The organism is Streptomyces cinereoruber, from assembly GCF_009299385.1.
GTDB lineage: Bacteria > Actinomycetota > Actinomycetes > Streptomycetales > Streptomycetaceae > Streptomyces > Streptomyces bikiniensis.
In genome coordinates, this window is the sequence record NZ_CP023693.1 from 735,222 (window position 1) to 752,367 (window position 17,146).

Below are 17,146 nucleotides of genomic sequence, written 5' to 3' on the forward strand. Positions count from 1 at the left end.
CGTGAGCGTCCCCGTGTCCGAGTACGTGCCGGACTTCCGGCCCACCCACGTCGTACCGCGCGACGGCCTGCCCGCCTGGGAGGCGCCCGATCCGGGGCTGCCCACGGCGCCCCTGGACGCCTTCCTGCCGGTGCGCCTGGAGGAGCGGAGCGGGGACTGGGGACGGATCCGGTGCTCCAACGGCTGGACGGCGTGGGTCGACGCGCGGCTGCTCGTCAGCGTCCCCGACGACCCGCCGGCGGCGGGCCGTCCCCTCACCAGGACCGCCGACCCCCGCCCGCTGATCGCCCGCGCCGAGGACGCCCTCGGCCGCTACCGGCGGGCCGCCGAGGAGCTGGGCGCGGGCCGCCTCGACGGCGAGGCCTTCCGGCTGCGGACCCGCGGCCTGCGGGTGGGCATGGTCGTGGACGGCGAGTCGGTGTGGCTGTACGACGCGGAGCACGAGCGCTGGGTGTACTGCGACGGCGCGGGGCTCAGTACGTACGCGGCCGGATCCGCGCCCTCGATGACCGCTTCACCGCCCGCTTTCCCGGCGGCCCCGGCCCCGGCGGCTTCGGCTTCGGCGGGCGGGGACGCGGAGGGCGACGGCCACGAGCCCGCCCGGGCGGCGCCCGCCGGGCACGACCCGACCAGGGTGGTGCCCCCGGCCGACCCGGCGGCGCCCGGGCCGGCCGGTCCGTCCGGGCCGCCCCCGCCGACGCAGGTCGTGGAGCAGCCGCCGGCGGGGGTGGCGGAGCGCCCGCCGACCCAAGTGGTGGAACGGCCCCCGACACGGGTGGCGGAACGGCCTCCCGAGGCGGCGGAGCCGCCGCCTCCGACACAGGTCGTGGAGCAACTTCCCGAGGCGGTGAAACCGCCGCCACCCACGCAGGTCGTGGAACAGCCTCCCGAGGCGGTGGACCCGCCACCACCCACGCAAGTCGTGCAGCAACCCCCCGAAACGGTGGAGCCGCCGCCGACCCGGGTCGTGGAGCGGCCTCCGACGGGTGAGGGCTGATGGCCGGCGGTGCGCACGCCGACCCGGACCTTCCGGCCGGGCGGCCCTCGGGGCTCGTCGGCAAGGAGGTCGCCGGATACCGCCTGGAGGGGGAGATCGGGCGCGGCGGCATGGCGGTGGTGTACCGGGCGCGGGACCTGCGGCTCGACCGCACGGTGGCGCTGAAGCTGCTGGCCCCCGAACTGGCCCGCAACGACACCTTCCGCAAGCGCTTCGCGCACGAGTCGCGGGTCGCCGCGTCCATCGACCACCCGCACATCGTGCCGGTCTTCGAGGCGGGCGAGACGGAGGGCGTGCTCTACATCGCCATGCGGTACGTCGCGGGGCAGGACCTGGTGGCCCTGCTGCACCGCGAGGGCCCGCTGCCGCCGGCGAAGGCGGGCAGGATCGCCGTGCAGGTGGCCTCGGCCCTGGACGCGGCGCACGCGCACGACCTGGTGCACCGGGACGTGAAGCCCGGCAACATCCTGGTGGCCGAGGGCACCGACCGCGACCATCCGGAGCACGTGTACCTGACCGACTTCGGCCTGACGAAGAAGTCGCTGTCCCTGACGGGGTTCACGACGGTGGGCGAGTTCGTGGGGACCCTGGACTACGTGGCGCCCGAGCAGATCTCGGGGAAGCCGGTCGACGGCCGGTGCGACGTGTACGGCCTGGCGTGCGTGGTGTTCGAGACGCTGGTGGGCGCGCCGCCGTTCCGCCGGGACACCGACTGGGCGGTGCTGTGGGCGCAGCAGTACGATCCCCCGCCGCCGGTGTCCGAGGCGCGGCCGGAGCTGCCGGGGGCGGCGGACGCGGTCTTCGCGAAGGCGCTGGCGAAGACGCCGGAGGAGCGGTACGGGACGTGTCTGGAGTTCGTCACCCAGCTGCGCGCCGCCCTGGCGTCGGGCGGCCCGGGGGTGGCGGGCCCGGCGGTGTCCGGGGCGCCGAGGCCGCTCGGCCCGCCGCCCGCCCCGCCCGCGTGGGCGCGGCCGGTGTTCCGGGAACTGTAGGCCGCCGAAGGGTTACGGGGTACCGGACGGGTCGGCGCCCTCCTCGTCACGGGCCGGCCGCTCGACCTCGCCCTTCCGGTGTACCCGGGAGGCGAGGAGGCCGCCGAGGAGGCCGAGGACCAGGCCCCACAGGAGCGCGAAGCCGGCGATCACCCACACGTGCGGGCGCAGCAGCACCTGTCCGCCGAGCGAGTCGAGTTCGCCGATGCCGAGGACCGAGAGGCCGAAGCGGGCCTCGACGAGGGTGACGGGGGCGGCGACCAGCATGGTGAGCGCGAAGGCGACGCCGAAGCGCAGGGAGTGCTGCCACGGCCGGGTCCGGGCCGGGGAGCGCACGGCGGCTGCGAAGGCGGCGGCGAGCACCAGGACGGCGGCGACGGGCAGCAGCCACCAGGCCCGTCCGTCCTGCGCGGCGAGCGAGGACAGGTCGACGGTCGAGAGGTCCGGCCGTTCGCCCCCTCCCCCGCCGCGCAGGACGGCGTCGAGGACCTGGGGCACGGGCAGCCCGAAGGGGCCTTCCGCCCTGCCCTCCCAGGAGCCGCCGATGCCCACGCCGAGGGCGAGCCAGGTGACGTTGGGCAGGCCGAGGAGGAGGACCGCGAAGGTGTCGGCGGGGTGCCCCTCGGTCGCGGCGACGACGAGCCCGACGACCAGGCCCACGAGCACGTACGCGAGGAGCAGGAGGAGCATCGCGTGGGCGGCGGGCCGGACGGGCTCCTGGTAGCGGACGAGCCGGGACGGCAGGGGGGTCCCGCGCGAGACGAGGAGGGCGACGAGGAGCACGCCGATGATCCACAGGAGGCCGTAGAAGAGCGTGGGCCCGAGGTCGGTGCGGAAGCCGACGGTCGGGTTCACGGAGTCGAGGAGGTCGCCGAAGAGGTCCATGAGCGGGTCCTCGGTCTCCTGGCCGCCGAGGGTGATCCGGAAGTCGTGCCGGGCGAGGGCGGAGAGCCCGGCGAGGGCGACCAGCCAGAGGACGACGACGGCCCCGGCGCGGAGCAGGAGTTCGCGGGCGCCGGTCACCGCGTGGTGGCGCAGGGGCCGCAGGAAGCAGTAGCCGGTGACCAGTGCGCCCACCAGGGTGACGGTGAGGGGCATGGCGGTCAGCTGGGCCTGGGTCCCGGCGAGGGCGCCGGCGTCGCCGGAGAGTTCGACCTTGCCGCCCGTGGCCATGACGACGACGGCGGCGAGGACGGCGGTGAAGCCGCCGGGCAGGTCGGCGGCGCCCGCGGCCCAGAGGCCGAGCCCGGCGACGACGCCCATCGCGAGGTACCCGGCGACCACGGCCACCAGGGCCTGGAGGGCGATCCGGGCGAAGAGCCCGGCCGGGGCCGCGGCGGTCCGCGTGGAGGTGGAGGGCCTGCTGCTCACGGTGACCACGCTAGTACCGGGGACGGCCGCGCGCTTGTGGACGGCCACGGGCCCGTGGACGGAGCGGCCGCGGCTCGGGCGGGCGGGCGGGCCGGGGAGCGCGGAACGGCTCGCCTCCGCTTGCGGGCGGGTACCGGTCGGCGCACACAATGGGCGCGGAACGGAAGAAAGGGAAAAACGTGACTTCCCACCCGCCGTCCGGCCCTCCGTCCGGTCCGCCGTCGGTTCCCCCCACAGGTCCCCCTTCGGGCCCCCTCTCGGGTCCGAGCACACGCCCGAACGCGGCCGGCCCCCCGCCACCCCCGGGGCCGCCCTCCGGCGGCTCCGGCGGCTCCGGCGGTTCAGGAGGCTCGGGCGGCGGTTCCGGGGACGGCGGAGGCTCGTCCCGCTACCCCGAAGGAGGCAAGGGCGGCGGCCCGTGGTGGCGTTCCGTCCCGAAGGTCGCCTCGATCACCGCCGTACTGGTGGCGGCCGTCGCCCTGATCGTCGTGCTCACCAGCCGTTCGGGCGACGACGGCGGCACCACGAACGCCGGCGGCGGGGAGGTCTTCCTGCAGAGCGCCTCCGCGACCGGCCCGGACCCGTTCACGCAGTCCACGGCCCGTGCCACCGAGTCCGCCCCGCCCGCCTCGCTGCCGCCCCGCACCGGCTCCGAGGAGGCCGGCACGCCCCGGGTGTCGGGCGCTGCGCCCGGCCTCTACGGCGGGACGCGGTCGGTGGCGAGCTGCGACGTGGAGCAGCAGGTGCGCTACCTCTCCGGCCAGCCCGCGAAGAACGCGGCCTTCGCCTCGGTCCTGCGCGTCTCGGCGAACGAGGTGCCCGGCTATCTGCGCTCCCTCACCCCGCTCCAGCTCCGGGCCGACACCCGGGTGACGAACCACGGCTTCGAGGACGGCTCCGCCACCGCGTACCAGGCGGTCCTCCAGTCCGGTACGGCGGTCCTGGTCGACGACCGCGGGGTGCCCCGGGTGCGCTGCGCCTGCGGCAACCCGCTGACCGAACCGGTGGCGCAGAAGAACCCCCGGACGACGGGCACGCCCTGGCCGGGGTACGACGCCGACCAGGTGGTGGTCGTCGCGCCCGCCACGACGGTCGTGAACGCCTTCGTGGTGTACGACCCCGAGAACGGCGACTGGTTCGCGCGGAAGCACGGCGACACCGGCGACCGGGACGAGCCGGCCTCGCCGCCCACCTCGACGTCCCCGGCGCCGTGCCCGCCCGGCGCGTCGCCCTGCCCCTCCGGCAGCACCTCCCCCGGCCCGTCGACGTCCTCGCCGGGCCCCTCGCCCGACTCGTCGCCACCGGCGCCGCGGCCGGACTCGTCACCGCCGCCGCCCGAACCGCAGCCCGACTCGTCGCCACCGCCGCCCGAACCGCAGCCCGACTCGTCGCCACCGCCGCCCGAACCGCAGCCCGACTCGTCACCGCCGCCGCCCGAGCCCCAGCCGGACTCCCCGCCGCCGCCCGAACCGCAGCCGGACACCTCCACCCCGAACTCGGGGCCGGCCCCGGAGACCTCGGGGAACGCGCCGGCGGACCCGGACACGGGTGGACCGGCGGCCTGAGCCGGATGGGCCGCCGGTCCGAGCACGGCGCCGCTCCCCTCGGATCGGCGCCATATTCGGATGCCCGTCCGGGGCGACGCGTGTACGGTCCACCGAGTGGAACCGCTGACCGACAAACAGATCCGCTCGTCCTTCGTGAACTGCACCAAGGGCGAGGCGGCGCGACTGAAACTGCCGCTCGACTTCGCCGAGCTCCCCTGGGACGACCTGGACTTCCTCGGCTGGGTCGATCCCGGCGCGCCGCTGCGCGCCCACCTGGTGGTCCCGCGCGAGGACGGCCCGCTCGGGGTGTCCCTGCGGGTCCCGGCCGCCGGCCGGACCAGCGCCGTGAAGTCGAGCATGTGCCAGATCTGTCTGACCGGGCACGCCTCCTCGGGCGTGACGCTCCTCGTGGCGCCGCTCGCCGGGACCCGCGGCCGCGAGGGGAACACGGTCGGGATCTACCTCTGCGCCGACCTCGCCTGCTCCCTCTACGTCCGGGGCAGGCGGCAGCCGAAGCTGCGCGGCCGGCGCCAGGAGGAGTCCCTCACCCTCGACGAGCAGATCGCCCGTACGACGGCCAACCTCGACGCCTTCGTCCGGCGGGTCACGGCGGGCTGACCGCCCGCCGCGCCCCCGCGTCCGGGACGGCTCAGCGGAACGCCTGCTCGCCGGTGAGCGCCTTGCCGATGACCAGGGAGTGCACCTCGCTCGTGCCCTCGTAGGTGAGCACCGACTCCAGGTTGTTGGCGTGGCGCAGGACCGGGTACTCCAGGGTGATGCCGTTGGCACCCAGGATCGTGCGGCACTCGCGGGCGATCGCGATCGCCTCGCGCACGTTGTTCAGCTTGCCGACGCTGACCTGCTCGGGGGTGAGCGCGCCCGCGTCCTTCAGACGGCCCAGGTGGAGGGCGAGGAGCATGCCCTTGCCCAGTTCGACGGACATGTCCGCGAGCTTCTGCTGCGTCAGCTGGTACGAGGCGAGGGACCGGGCGAAGACGGTGCGGTCCCGGGCGTAGGAGATCGCCGTCTCCAGGCAGTCGCGGGCGGCGCCGAGCGCGCCGAAGACGATGCCGAAGCGGGCCTCGTTGAGGCAGCCGAGCGGGCCGGAGAGGCCGCGGGCCTCCGGCAGCATCGCGTCGGCGGGCAGCCGCACGTCCTCCAGGACCAGTTCGCTGGTGACGCTCGCGCGCAGCGACAGCTTCATCCGGATCTCGGGGGCGCTGAAGCCGGGGGTGCCGGCCGGGACGAGGAAGCCGCGGACGCCGTCCTCGGTGCGGGCCCAGACGACGGCCACGTCGGCGACGGAGCCGTTGGTGATCCACATCTTGGTGCCGTTGAGCACCCAGTCGGAACCGTCCCGCTTGGCGTTGGTCCGCATGGCGCCGGGGTCCGAGCCGGCGTCCGGCTCGGTGAGGCCGAAGCAGCCGATGTACTCGCCCGCCGCCATCTTCGGCAGCCACCGCCGCTTCTGCTCCTCGGAGCCGTACTTCCAGATCGCGTACATGGCGAGGGAGCCCTGCACGGAGACCAGGGAGCGCAGCCCGGAGTCGACGGCCTCCAGTTCCAGACAGGCCAGGCCGTACGCGACGGAGTTGGTGCCCGCGCAGCCGTACCCCTCCAGGTGCATGCCGAGCACGCCGGTGCCGCCGAGGGTGCGGGCGAGCTCGCGGGCGGGGATCTCGCCCTTCTCGAACCAGCCGGCGACGTGCGGTCGCAGCTCGCGGTCGGCGACGGCGCGGACGGTGCGCCGGATCTCGCGCTCCTCGTCGGTCAGGAGTCCGTCGACGGCGAGCAGGTCGAAGGGGTGGACGGGGGTGGACGACGACTTCACGGACGGCCTCCTGGCGGTGGGCGACTGGTGCCTGTGGCGGTGGGTGCCTGTGACGGCTCGGCGTGCCGAAGCGTAGCCGTACATCGGATATTGGATCCAGTATTGAAAATCCACCGGTCCGGCCCTACGGTCCGGTGGACTGGATCCAATATCCGAATCCGATGTGTCGGATCCGACGCGTCGGATCCGACACCCGCCCGCCGATCCCGAGGAGAGCGGAATGCGCGCAGACCAGCCGGACCCGTCCGACACCTCACCCGGCACGGGGCCCGCCCCCGCGCCCGGCGCCCTGTCCGGGATCGTCGTCGCGGACTTCGGCCGGGTCCTCGCCGGGCCGTACATGACGATGCTCCTGGCCGACCTGGGCGCTGACGTGATCAAGATCGAGCGGCCGGGGTCGGGGGACGACACGCGCGCGTGGGGGCCGCCGTTCGCGGGCGGGGAGGCCACGTACTTCCTCGGGGTGAACCGGAACAAGCGGTCCGTGTCGCTCGATCTGACGGATCCCGGGGACCTGGCGGCGGCGCGCGCGATCGTGGACCGGGCGGACGTCCTGGTGGAGAACTTCCGCCCCGGCACGATGGAGAGGCTGGGGCTCGGTTACGAGGCGGTGCGGGCGACGAACCCGGGGCTCGTCTACTGCTCGGTGACCGGCTTCGGCACGGCGGAGGGCGCCCGGCTCCCGGGGTACGACCTGCTCGTCCAGGCCATGGGCGGCCTGATGAGCGTGACGGGCGAGCCGGGCGGCCCGGGGACGAAGACGGGGGTGGCCCTGGTCGACGTCGTCACCGGCCTGCACGCGGGCATGGGCGTGCTCGCCGCGCTCCGGCACCGGGAGCGCACCGGCGAGGGCCAGCGCGTCGAGGTCTCGCTGCTCGGTTCCCTGCTCTCCGCGCTCACCAACCAGGCCGCCGCGCACCTCGGGGCGGGGGTCGTGCCGCGCGCGATGGGCAACCGGCACCCGAGCATCACCCCGTACGAGGTCTTCGAGGCGGAGGACCGGCCGCTGGTCCTGGCGGTGGGCAACGACCGGCAGTTCCGGGCGCTGTGCGAGCGGATCGGCCTGCCGGAGCTGGCCGGGGACGCCCGCTTCGCGACCAACGCGGCCCGGGTCGCCCACCGGGAGGAGCTGGCGGCGGCGCTCGCCGGGCCGCTCGGCACGCGCACCGCCGACGACTGGTTCGAGGAGCTGACGGCGGCCGGCGTGCCCTGCGGGCCCATCAATGACCTGGCGGACGCCTTCGGCCTGGCCGACCGGCTGGGGCTCGCCCCGCGCGTCCCCGAGTCCGCCGCCGGCCCCGGTCAGGTCGCCAACCCGATCCGGCTCGGCGCCACCCCGCCCTCCTACCGGTCCGCTCCCCCGCGCCTCGGCGAGCACACGGACGCCGTGCTCGGCGCGGAGGGCCGGACCGCGGGCGCGTCCTGACCCGGGGGAAGGCCCGGAGGATCCGTAGGAAGATGGTCACGCCGGAGGAGCGGCCCACCGGAGGAACGGTCCGGCGGCACGAGGAACGGAAGGTCACAGGCGATGAGCAGCGCGGTGCAGAAGCGGCGGCCGCAGACCGCCCAGCAGTTCGTCCTGGAGGAGCTGCGGCGCGCCATCACCACCGGGGAGCTCAGGCCGGGCGACCAGATCCGCCAGGACGCCCTGGCGGCCCGGTTCGAGGTGAGCCGGGTGCCGCTGCGCGAGGCCCTCAAGGCCCTGGAGGCCGAGGGTCTGGTGGTCCATCACATACACCGGGGCTACTTCGTCGCGGAGCTCTCGCTCGACGACCTGGAGGAGATCTACCGGATCCGGGAGCTGCTGGAGACGGAGGCGGTCCGGCTGGCCGTGGGGCGGATGCCGGAGGGCACGGTCGGCGCGCTCGAACGGATCCAGCGCGAGGTGGAGCGGGCCGCCGACGCCGGGGACGTGCCCGCGATGGCGGCGGCGAACCGGCTCTTCCACTTCACCCTGATCGAGGCGTCCGGGATGCCGCGCCTCGTGCGCCTCATCGCGACCCTGTGGGACTCCACGGACGCGTACCGCTCGCTGTACTACACGGACGCCCCGCACCGGAAACTGGCCGTGCGGGAGCACCGGGCCGTGCTCTCCGCGCTCCGCCACGGCGACGAGGCGGCCACCGTCCGCCGGCTCGACGAGCACCGGGCGCACGCGGTGGCGGCCCTGCGCGCGGTCCTGGGGCGGGACGCGGACTGATCCCCCGGAAAACCGGGTGCCGCCGGTGGCGGCGCGCCCTACGCTCGTCCGCATGGAGCACGGGGGGCACGAGGGACACGGAAGACTGGTCAACGTCGTCGACGTCGAGGCGACCTGCTGGGAGGGCGAGCGCCCGCCCGGCCAGGTGAGCGAGATCATCGAGATCGGGCTGACCGTGGTCGACCTGGACGCGCGGGAGCGGATCTCCCGCCACGGGATCCTGGTCCGCCCGGCGCGCTCGCGGGTCAGCGCGTTCTGCACCGAACTGACCGGCCTCACCCAGGCGGAGGTCGACACCGGCCTGGACTTCGCCGCCGCCTGCCGGCTGCTCGCCGCCACGTACGAGGCCGGGAGACGGCCCTGGGCCAGCTGGGGCGACTACGACCGCAAGCAGTTCACCCACCAGTGCCGGGCCGCCGGCGTCCCGTATCCCTTCGGGCGGTGGCACACCAACGCGAAGGCGGTCTTCACCGAGGCGTACGGGCTCTCCCGGCGCCCCGGCATGGCGCAGGCCCTGGAGGTCGCCGGACTGCCCCTGGAGGGACGCCACCACCGGGGCGAGGACGACGCGTGGAACATCGCCGCCCTGGTGCTGCGGATCGCCGGACGGGGCGCCTGGCCGGAGGACCCGGGCCCCGGTCGCGCGGCCTGAGGAACGGGATCCCCGGGTACGGGCCGGAGGAGCGGGCCGGGGCGATCACGGCGCCGGGGGCTGCGGTTACCCTGGCGCCGGACGCGAGGAGGAACCATGGCGCGGATGTCTTCGGCCGAACGACGCAGGCAGCTGGTCGAGGCGGCGATCAGGGCGATGACCAGGGACGGGGTCGCCCGGACCACCACCCGGTCGATCTGCGCCGAGGCGGGGGTGTCGCTGAGCGTCTTCCACTACTGCTTCGAGTCCAAGCAGGCGCTCCTCGAAGCGGCGATCGAGACGATCACCGACAACTACGTGGCGCGGGTGATGTCGGCGGTGGAGCCGGGCGCGACCCTGCGCGAGACCGTACGGGGCGCGCTCCGGACGTACTGGGACCACGTCACCGCCCATCCCGGCGAGCACATGCTGACCTACGACCTGACCCAGTACGCGCTGCGCGAGCCCGGGTTCGAGCACCTGGCGCGGGCCCAGTACGAGCAGTACGTGGCGTCGGCGGCCGACCTGGTCGAGCGGGTGGGGGCGGTGCGGGGGATCGCGCCGAAGGTGCCGGTGGAGGTGGTCGCGCGGTACCTGGCGGCGGCGATCGACGGCCTCACACTCCAGTTCCTCGTCCTCGGCGACAAGGACGCGGCGGACGGCCACCTCGACCTGATGGCCGATCAACTCGTGTCCCTGATGGAGGGTTGAGGAGTGCACGGCCGCCCTCACCCGTGAGTAGGTCATCCGTCCCGGACCCTTGACTCGGTCCTTCGGCACCGCGATCCTCGGCACGCCCGGTACTCCCCCACCGACCGGAGGCTCGCTGCCCATGACTCGTCCCCTCTCGCGCGGGAGGGGCGGCGGATCCGCCCTCCTGGCGCTCGTCCTCGCCCTGGCCGCCGTCCTCTTCGGCTCCGCCCCGGTCCCCGCCGCCGCGGGCGGCCCGTGGTGGGAGCCCGTGTCCCGTCCCGCCGCCGACTCGCAGATCAACGTCACGGGCGCGCCGTTCACCGGCACCGACGCCCGGGGGAAGGTGCGCGGGTTCGTCGACGCGCACAACCACCTGATGTCCGACGAGGGCTTCGGCGGGCGGCTGATCTGCGGCCGCACGTTCTCCGAGGCCGGCGCGGCCGACGCGCTCAAGGACTGCCCCGAGCACTACCCCGACGGCTCCGGCGCCCTGTTCGAGAACATCACGGGCGGCGCCGACGGCCACCACGACCCGGTCGGCTGGCCCACGTTCAAGGACTGGCCGGCCCACAACTCCCTCACCCACCAGCAGAACTACTACGCCTGGGTCGAGCGCGCCTGGCGCGGCGGACAGCGCGTCCTCGTCAACGACCTGGTGACCAACGGCCTGATCTGCTCGATCCTGCCCCGCGACCGGAGCTGCGACGAGATGGACTCGATCCGCCTCCAGGCCCGCAAGACGTACGAACTCCAGGACTACGTCGACCGGATGTACGGCGGCCCGGGCAAGGGCTGGTTCCGGATCGTCACCGACGCCGCCCAGGCCCGCTCGGTGGTCGAGCAGGGCAAGCTCGCCGTCGTCCTCGGCGTGGAGACCTCGGAGCCGTTCGGCTGCAAGCAGATCCTCGACGTCGCCCAGTGCGACAAGGCCGACATCGACCGGGGCCTGGACGAGCTGTACGGCCTCGGGGTGCGCAGCATGTTCCTGTGCCACAAGTTCGACAACGCGCTGTGCGGCGTCCGCTTCGACGAGGGCGCCGTCGGCACGGCGGTCAACATCGGCCAGTTCCTGTCGACCGGCACCTTCTGGACCACGGAGAAGTGCGCGGGACCGCAGCACGACAACCCGATCGGCCTCGCGGCGGCCCCGGTGATGGCGTCGAAGCTGCCGCCGGGCGTGAGCGTCCCCTCGTACGCCTCCGACGCCAAGTGCAACACCCGCGGGCTGACCCGGCTCGGCGAGTACGCCCTGCGGGGCATGATCGACCGCGGGATGATGCTGGAGCTGGACCACATGAGCGTCAAGGCCGCGGGCCGGGCGCTGGACATCCTGGAGTCCGAGGAGTACCCGGGCGTCCTGTCCAGCCACAGCTGGATGGACCTCGACTGGACCGAGCGGCTCTACCGCCTGGGCGGTTTCGTCGCCCAGTACATGCACGGCGCGGAGGGCTTCGTCGGCGAGGCGGGGCAGAAGGCCGCGCTGCGGGCGGAGTACGGGGTCGGCCTCGGCTACGGCACCGACATGAACGGCGTCGGCGGCTGGCCGGGCCCGGTCGGCACCGGCGCGCCGAACGCCGTGACGTACCCCTTCCGCAGCTTCGACGGCGGCTCGGTGCTCGACCGCCAGGTCACCGGGCAGCGCGTCTGGGACCTCAACACCGACGGCGCCGCGCACCACGGCATGGTCCCCGACTGGATCGAGCAGATCCGGCTCACCGCCGGCGGTCCGGGCGTCGTGGACGAGCTGGCCTCGGGCGCGGAGTCGTACCTGACCACGTGGAAGGCGACCGAGGACCACGAGCCGGGCGCGAACCTGGCGGCGGGCGCGCCCGCGTCGGCCAGTTCCTCGGAGTGGAACCCGTTCACCGGCTACGCGCCGGGCCGGGCCTTCGACGGCGACACGGGCACCCGCTGGGCCAGCGGCTGGTCGGACGACCAGTGGCTGCGGGTGGACCTCGGGTCGGTCCGCCCGGTCGGGAGGGTCGTCCTGGACTGGGAGCGCGCGTACGCGAGCCGGTACCGGATCGAGCTGTCGGAGAACGGTACGGACTGGCGGACGGTGTGGTCCACGACCACAGGGGACGGCGGGTACGACACGGCCGAGTTCCCGTCGCGGTCGGCCCGCTACGTACGGATCCACGGCGAGCAGCGGGCGACGAAGTGGGGGTACTCGCTCCACGAGGTGGCCGTCCACCGGGCCTGAGGGCGACGGGGACCCCGTACGGGTGAGGCCGGCCGGACCGGGAGACGGTCCGGCCGGCCTCTGCCGCGTCCCCGCTTCCCACCCCCTCGCTCCGTCGTGGCCCCCGGTGCGGGATCATGGAATCCGGAACGCAGAAGGGACGGAACGGACGATGAGGCACCGCAGTGTCGCGGACCTGATGACGCCCACCGCGGTCGCGGTGCAGCGCGGGACGCCGTTCAAGGAGATCGCGCGGCTCCTCGACGAGTACGGCATCACCGCGGTCCCGGTGGTGGACGACGAGAACAGGCCGGTGGGCGTCGTCTCCGAGGCGGACCTGCTGCGGCGGCACACGGCGAAGGACGGGCCGAGCACGGCGGAGGCCATGATGACGAGCCCGGTCGTCACGGCCCGGCCGTCGTGGACGGCGGTCGAGGCCGCCCGGCGGATGGAGCGGCACCGGGTGAAGCGGCTGCCGGTCGTGGACGCGGACGGGCGGCTGATCGGGGTGCTGAGCCGGAGCGACCTGCTCCAGCTGTTCCTGCGCAGGGACCGCTCCATCCAGGAGGAGATCCGCGAGGACGTGGTCGTCCGGATCCTGCGCCTCTCCCCCGCCGCCGTGCACATCGACGTGGACGAGGGCCGGGTGACGCTGAGCGGCGCGCTGGAGCGGCCGGGGATCGGCCCGATCCTGGTCCGGCTGTGCGAGACGGTGGACGGGGTCGTGGAGGTCGTGGACAGGCTGACGTACGAGGCGGAGGGCGGCGGGGCCTGAGGGGCCCGGCCCCGTCGTCCGTCAGGAGACGGCCTCCGGCCAGCCGTAGCCGGGGCCGGTGTGCTGCGGCACGGTCCCGGCGCCCGCGGCCTCCATCTCGCGGTCGGCCTCCCGCATCAGCTTGCCCGCCAGGTCCTTCATCGCCCGGCTCGCGGCCAGCTCGTCGCCGATCGCCGGCACGTCCGTGTCCGTCGGGTTGCAGCGGGCGGAGCCGTGGCCCGTGAGCGTCGAGGTCCCGGTGCTCAGCCGGGCCTCGGCCCGGGTCGTACCGCCGTCCTCGACCAGCTCCACACCGACCGTCCACTCCAGAGTGCGGGTCATGGTCTGCCTCCTCGCACCGTCGGGCGGCGGGCCGTGTGCACCGGCGCGCGGCCCCTTCCGATGGTTCCAGGATCCCACCGGCGGGGGCCGTGGCGCACGGGGACGGTCCCGTCCGACCGCCGTGGCCGACGACCTCGCGGCCCGGCCGGGCGGAGGCCGGTATAACCGGAGCATGATCTACCACGTCGTCCCCCTCGCAGAATGGTCCGCCCGGCCCGAGCGGCCGTACGCGCCCGCGTCCCTGGCCGAGGAGGGTTTCGTCCACTGCGCGCCCGACGAGGCGACCGCCCTCGCCGTCGTCAACGCCTTCTACCGCGCCTCCCCCAGGCCCCTCCTGGCGCTCGTCCTCGACGAGGGCCGGCTGTCCGCCCGGACGGAACGGGAGGCGGCCGTTCCCGCCCCGCCGCCGGGGGTCCCCGACGGGACCCTCTTCCCGCACGTGTTCGGGCCGCTCGACCGCGAGGCCGTCGAACGGGTCCTGGAGATCACCTGGGACGAGGACGGCCGGGCCACGGGAACGACGCCGTGGGAGTAACGCCAGGGGAATGACGCCACGGGAATGACGGAGGCCCCTTTCCCGTGAGGGCCCTTTCCGCTCTCCCCGACGCCGGGTCCGGTGTGATGACGTGTAAAGCGCGGACGCCCTGCGTGTTCTCTCAGCCCTGCGGCCCGTGGTGCGCGAGCATACGGACGCCGACACAAGCTCCCCCGCCTCGTGGGCCCGGTCGGGCGATTCCGGCCGGCGGGCGCCACGGCGCGTGACGGGCGCGGGTCGCAGTGCTCGACGCAAGAACACCGACACAGGAAGAAGGACGGACGTGTCCGGCAGCGAAAGCGAGAACCCGGCAATCCCCGCCCCCACCCCGGCGCCGACCCGGCCCCGGACCAACCGGGACTGGTGGCCCAACCAACTGGACCTCCAGGTCCTCCACCAGCACTCGCCCCTGTCCGATCCGATGGGAGAGGACTTCGACTACGCGGCGGAGTTCGCGACCCTGGACCTCGACGCGCTGAAGCGGGACGTCTTCGAGGTGATGACGGCCTCGCAGGACTGGTGGCCCGCCGACTACGGCCACTACGGGCCGCTCTTCATCCGGATGAGCTGGCACGCCGCCGGCACGTACCGCATCGCCGACGGCCGGGGCGGCGGCGGCTCCGGCGCCCAGCGCTTCGCGCCCCTCAACAGCTGGCCGGACAACGCGAGCCTCGACAAGGCGCGCCGGCTGCTCTGGCCGGTCAAGCAGAAGTACGGCCGGAAGATCTCCTGGGCCGACCTCCTCGTCTTCGCCGGCAACTGCGCCATGGAGTCCATGGGGTTCGAGACGTTCGGATTCGCCTTCGGGCGGGAGGACATCTGGGAGCCGGAGGAGATCTTCTGGGGCCCCGAGGACACCTGGCTCGGGGACGAGCGCTACAGCGGCGACAGGGAACTCACCGGCCCGTTCGGCGCCGTGCAGATGGGCCTGATCTACGTCAATCCCGAAGGCCCCAACGGGAACCCCGACCCGCTGGCCGCAGCCCGGGACATCCGGGAGACGTTCGGCCGGATGGCGATGAACGACGAGGAGACGGCGGCGCTCATCGTCGGCGGCCACACGTTCGGCAAGTGCCACGGCGCGGTCGACCCCTCGTACATCGGCCCGGAGCCCGAGGCCGCCCCCTTCGAGCAGCAGGCCCTCGGCTGGCGGAACACGCACGGCACCGGCGTGGGCGCCGACGCGCTCACCAGCGGCCTGGAGGGCGCCTGGACCTCCCGGCCGACGAAGTGGGACAACGGCTTCCTGGACAACCTGTACGGGTACGAGTGGGAGCTGACGACGAGCCCGGCCGGCGCGAAGCAGTGGACGCCCACGGACCCGTCGGCGAAGGACACCGTGCCCGACGCCCACGACCCGTCGAAGAAGCACGCCCCGATCATGCTGACGACGGACCTCGCGCTGAGGCTGGACCCGGTCTACGGGCCGATCACGAAGCGCTTCCACGAGAACCCGGACCAGCTCGCGGAGGCGTTCGCCAAGGCCTGGTACAAGCTGCTGCACCGTGACATGGGCCCCCTCTCCCGCTACCTGGGCCCCTGGATCCCCGAGCCGCAGCTGTGGCAGGACCCCGTCCCCGCGGTCGACCACGAACTGGTCTCGGACGAGGACGTCGCCTCCCTCAAGCGCCGGATCCTCGACTCGGGCCTGTCCCTGCCCCAGCTGGTCACCACCGCGTGGGCGGCGGCGGCGAGCTTCCGCGGCACCGACAAGCGCGGCGGGGCCAACGGGGCGCGAATCCGGCTCGCGCCGCAGAAGGACTGGGAGGTCAACGCCCTGCCCGAGGTGACCGGGACCGTGGAGGCCCTGGAGCGGATCCGGGAGGAGTTCAACGGCGGGCAGAGCGGCGGGAAGCGGATCTCGCTCGCCGACCTGATCGTCCTGGGCGGCTGCGCGGCCGTCGAGCAGGCCGCGCGGAACGCCGGGCACGACGTCACGGTCCCCTTCGCCCCGGGGCGTACGGACGCCTCGCAGGAGCAGACGGACGTGGAGACGTTCGCCGTGCTCGAACCCAAGGCGGACGGCTTCCGCAACTACCTGCGGGCCGGCGAGAAGCTGTCGCCGGAGACCCACCTCCTCGACCGCGCCAACCTGCTGACGCTGACCGCGCCCGAGATGACGGCGCTCGTCGGCGGCATGCGGGTCCTGGACACCGGCTTCGCGGGGTCCCCGCACGGCCGCTTCACCCGCCGGCCCGAGGCGCTGACCACCGACTTCTTCGTCAACCTGCTCGACATCGGCACGGAGTGGAAGACGTCGGCCACGGAGGAGAACGTCTTCGAGGGCCGCGACCGCGCGACGGGCGAGCTCAAGTGGACCGCCACGCCCGTCGACCTCGTCTTCGGCGCGCACTCCCAGCTCCGCGCCCTCGCGGAGGTGTACGCCTCCCAGGACGCGGGCGAGAAGTTCGTGCGCGACTTCGTGGCGGCCTGGGACAAGGTGATGAACCTCGACCGGTTCGACCTCGCCTGAGCCGTCCCCGCCCCCTTCCCGTCCCGCCACGGCCGTCGAGAGGCCGGCCGGGGCGGGGCCGCGGGGGGTGCCGTGTCTGCCGGGGCGATTGCCGGGTATCCGGGTCCCGTACGGACGACGCGGGCGGCCAGCGAAGGAGTGAAGAGCGTGACGGTCAAGGCGATGGGGTGGGCGCACTCGTTTCCCGTGTCCGGGGGCGTGCAGGCCGGCCGGCAGTGGACGCGGCGGCACCTGGCCTCCCTCCCGTGGACCGCGCGGGAGCCGGAGACGGTGGACTCCGTCGTCCTGGCCGTCTCCGAGCTGCTCACCAACGCGCACGTCCACGCGCACAGCGACGCGCAGCTCGTGCTCACGTGGGACGGCGACTGCCTCCACATCAGCGTCCACGACGAGGACCCGACGCTGCCCCGCCCCCGTGTCGCGGAGGAGGGGGCGGTCTCGGGGCGGGGCGTGAACATCGTGCGGGCCCTCGCGGACGAGTGGAGCATGCGCTGCCAGCGGCACGGCAAGACGGTCACGGCGTGCTTCCGCCCGGCCCTCCCCCCGGCCGACGACGAGTAACCGGCCGGCAGCCGGTAGGTAGTAGGCGGTAGGGGAC

General features: G+C 74.2%; 16 protein-coding genes. 13 read left to right on the forward strand and 3 right to left on the reverse strand.

The genetic code is table 11. From position 1 onward, the window contains the following. The first annotated feature begins 1 nt into the window (after position 1). Both CP977_RS35465 and CP977_RS03345 read left to right on the forward strand, forming a co-directional pair. A complete protein-coding gene (locus CP977_RS35465; protein WP_372460734.1) occupies positions 2-997 on the forward strand; it encodes an SH3 domain-containing protein in 996 nt (331 codons plus the stop codon). Beyond that, positions 997-1,989, forward strand: coding sequence for a serine/threonine-protein kinase (locus tag CP977_RS03345; RefSeq protein WP_062757317.1), 993 nt, complete (start codon positions 997-999; stop codon positions 1,987-1,989). Before CP977_RS35465 ends, CP977_RS03345 begins: the two co-directional genes overlap by 1 nt. Before the next feature lie 12 nt (positions 1,990-2,001). On the opposite strand, the gene CP977_RS03350 is transcribed toward CP977_RS03345, so the two are convergent. Continuing rightward, entirely contained in the window at positions 2,002-3,360 is a 1,359-nt protein-coding gene (locus CP977_RS03350; protein WP_372460733.1) for a streptophobe family protein, read from the reverse strand. A 149-nt stretch (positions 3,361-3,509) separates the two neighbouring features. Here CP977_RS03350 and CP977_RS03355 point away from each other — a divergent pair, with 149 nt between their 5' ends. Further along, positions 3,510-4,925 (forward strand): DUF6777 domain-containing protein, encoded by a 1,416-nt coding sequence (locus tag CP977_RS03355; RefSeq protein ID WP_372460732.1) that lies wholly within the window; start codon positions 3,510-3,512, stop codon positions 4,923-4,925. A 96-nt stretch (positions 4,926-5,021) separates the two neighbouring features. Then, a complete protein-coding gene (locus CP977_RS03360; RefSeq protein ID WP_062757321.1) occupies positions 5,022-5,525 on the forward strand; it encodes an FBP domain-containing protein in 504 nt (167 codons plus the stop codon). 31 nt (positions 5,526-5,556) lie between these two features. Here CP977_RS03360 and CP977_RS03365 read toward each other — a convergent pair whose 3' ends face one another. Continuing rightward, positions 5,557-6,738, reverse strand: a complete 1,182-nt coding sequence (locus CP977_RS03365) for an acyl-CoA dehydrogenase family protein (protein ID WP_062757323.1) — start codon at positions 6,736-6,738, stop codon at positions 5,557-5,559. 220 nt (positions 6,739-6,958) lie between these two features. Between CP977_RS03365 and CP977_RS03370 the strand changes: the two genes are divergently transcribed. The 6 genes from CP977_RS03370 to CP977_RS03395 all read left to right on the forward strand — a co-directional run bounded on the left by CP977_RS03370 (position 6,959) and on the right by CP977_RS03395 (position 13,219). After that, positions 6,959-8,164, forward strand: a complete 1,206-nt coding sequence (locus tag CP977_RS03370; RefSeq protein ID WP_167308997.1) for a CaiB/BaiF CoA transferase family protein — start codon at positions 6,959-6,961, stop codon at positions 8,162-8,164. A 102-nt stretch (positions 8,165-8,266) separates the two neighbouring features. Further along, positions 8,267-8,938, forward strand: a complete 672-nt coding sequence (locus tag CP977_RS03375) for a GntR family transcriptional regulator (protein ID WP_062757325.1) — start codon at positions 8,267-8,269, stop codon at positions 8,936-8,938. A gap of 52 nt (positions 8,939-8,990) precedes the next feature. Continuing rightward, positions 8,991-9,590, forward strand: a complete 600-nt coding sequence (locus CP977_RS03380; protein ID WP_152369579.1) for a 3'-5' exonuclease — start codon at positions 8,991-8,993, stop codon at positions 9,588-9,590. A gap of 96 nt (positions 9,591-9,686) precedes the next feature. Beyond that, a complete protein-coding gene (locus CP977_RS03385; RefSeq protein ID WP_062757327.1) occupies positions 9,687-10,280 on the forward strand; it encodes a TetR/AcrR family transcriptional regulator in 594 nt (197 codons plus the stop codon). Positions 10,281-10,401: 121 nt separating this feature from the next. After that, positions 10,402-12,465: a galactose-binding domain-containing protein gene (locus CP977_RS03390; RefSeq protein WP_152369580.1), complete on the forward strand. Its 2,064-nt coding sequence runs from the start codon at positions 10,402-10,404 to the stop codon at positions 12,463-12,465. Between the two features lie 151 nt (positions 12,466-12,616). Continuing rightward, on the forward strand, positions 12,617-13,219 hold the full coding sequence (locus CP977_RS03395; protein WP_152369581.1) for a CBS domain-containing protein: 603 nt from the start codon (positions 12,617-12,619) through the stop codon (positions 13,217-13,219). A 21-nt stretch (positions 13,220-13,240) separates the two neighbouring features. Here CP977_RS03395 and CP977_RS03400 read toward each other — a convergent pair whose 3' ends face one another. Beyond that, positions 13,241-13,540: a DUF1876 domain-containing protein gene (locus CP977_RS03400; protein ID WP_062757335.1), complete on the reverse strand. Its 300-nt coding sequence runs from the start codon at positions 13,538-13,540 to the stop codon at positions 13,241-13,243. 172 nt (positions 13,541-13,712) lie between these two features. Here CP977_RS03400 and CP977_RS03405 point away from each other — a divergent pair, with 172 nt between their 5' ends. From CP977_RS03405 to CP977_RS03415, 3 genes are all read left to right on the forward strand, one after another. After that, positions 13,713-14,075 carry a DUF952 domain-containing protein gene (locus CP977_RS03405; RefSeq protein ID WP_062757338.1) on the forward strand — a complete coding sequence of 121 codons (363 nt, stop codon included), beginning with the start codon at positions 13,713-13,715 and terminating at the stop codon, positions 14,073-14,075. A 283-nt stretch (positions 14,076-14,358) separates the two neighbouring features. After that, complete coding sequence (katG, locus tag CP977_RS03410; RefSeq protein WP_062757340.1) at positions 14,359-16,548, forward strand: catalase/peroxidase HPI; 2,190 nt, start codon at positions 14,359-14,361, stop codon at positions 16,546-16,548. A gap of 147 nt (positions 16,549-16,695) precedes the next feature. Next, a complete protein-coding gene (locus CP977_RS03415; RefSeq protein ID WP_062757343.1) occupies positions 16,696-17,109 on the forward strand; it encodes an ATP-binding protein in 414 nt (137 codons plus the stop codon). The last annotated feature ends 37 nt before the right edge of the window (positions 17,110-17,146 follow it).

Excerpts from the sequence above, each read along its gene's own strand:
- CP977_RS03345 (WP_062757317.1), top strand. The coding sequence starts at position 997 with ATGGCCGGCGGTGCGCACGCCGACCCGGACCTTCCGGCCGGGCGGCCC.
- CP977_RS03355 (WP_372460732.1), top strand. The coding sequence starts at position 3,510 with ATGGGCGCGGAACGGAAGAAAGGGAAAAACGTGACTTCCCACCCGCCG.
- CP977_RS03370 (WP_167308997.1), top strand. The coding sequence starts at position 6,959 with ATGCGCGCAGACCAGCCGGACCCGTCCGACACCTCACCCGGCACGGGG.
- CP977_RS03375 (WP_062757325.1), top strand. The coding sequence starts at position 8,267 with ATGAGCAGCGCGGTGCAGAAGCGGCGGCCGCAGACCGCCCAGCAGTTC.
- CP977_RS03380 (WP_152369579.1), top strand. The coding sequence starts at position 8,991 with ATGGAGCACGGGGGGCACGAGGGACACGGAAGACTGGTCAACGTCGTC.
- CP977_RS03385 (WP_062757327.1), top strand. The coding sequence starts at position 9,687 with ATGGCGCGGATGTCTTCGGCCGAACGACGCAGGCAGCTGGTCGAGGCG.
- CP977_RS03390 (WP_152369580.1), top strand. The coding sequence starts at position 10,402 with ATGACTCGTCCCCTCTCGCGCGGGAGGGGCGGCGGATCCGCCCTCCTG.
- CP977_RS03395 (WP_152369581.1), top strand. The coding sequence starts at position 12,617 with ATGAGGCACCGCAGTGTCGCGGACCTGATGACGCCCACCGCGGTCGCG.
- CP977_RS03400 (WP_062757335.1), bottom strand. The coding sequence starts at position 13,540 with ATGACCCGCACTCTGGAGTGGACGGTCGGTGTGGAGCTGGTCGAGGAC.
- CP977_RS03405 (WP_062757338.1), top strand. The coding sequence starts at position 13,713 with ATGATCTACCACGTCGTCCCCCTCGCAGAATGGTCCGCCCGGCCCGAG.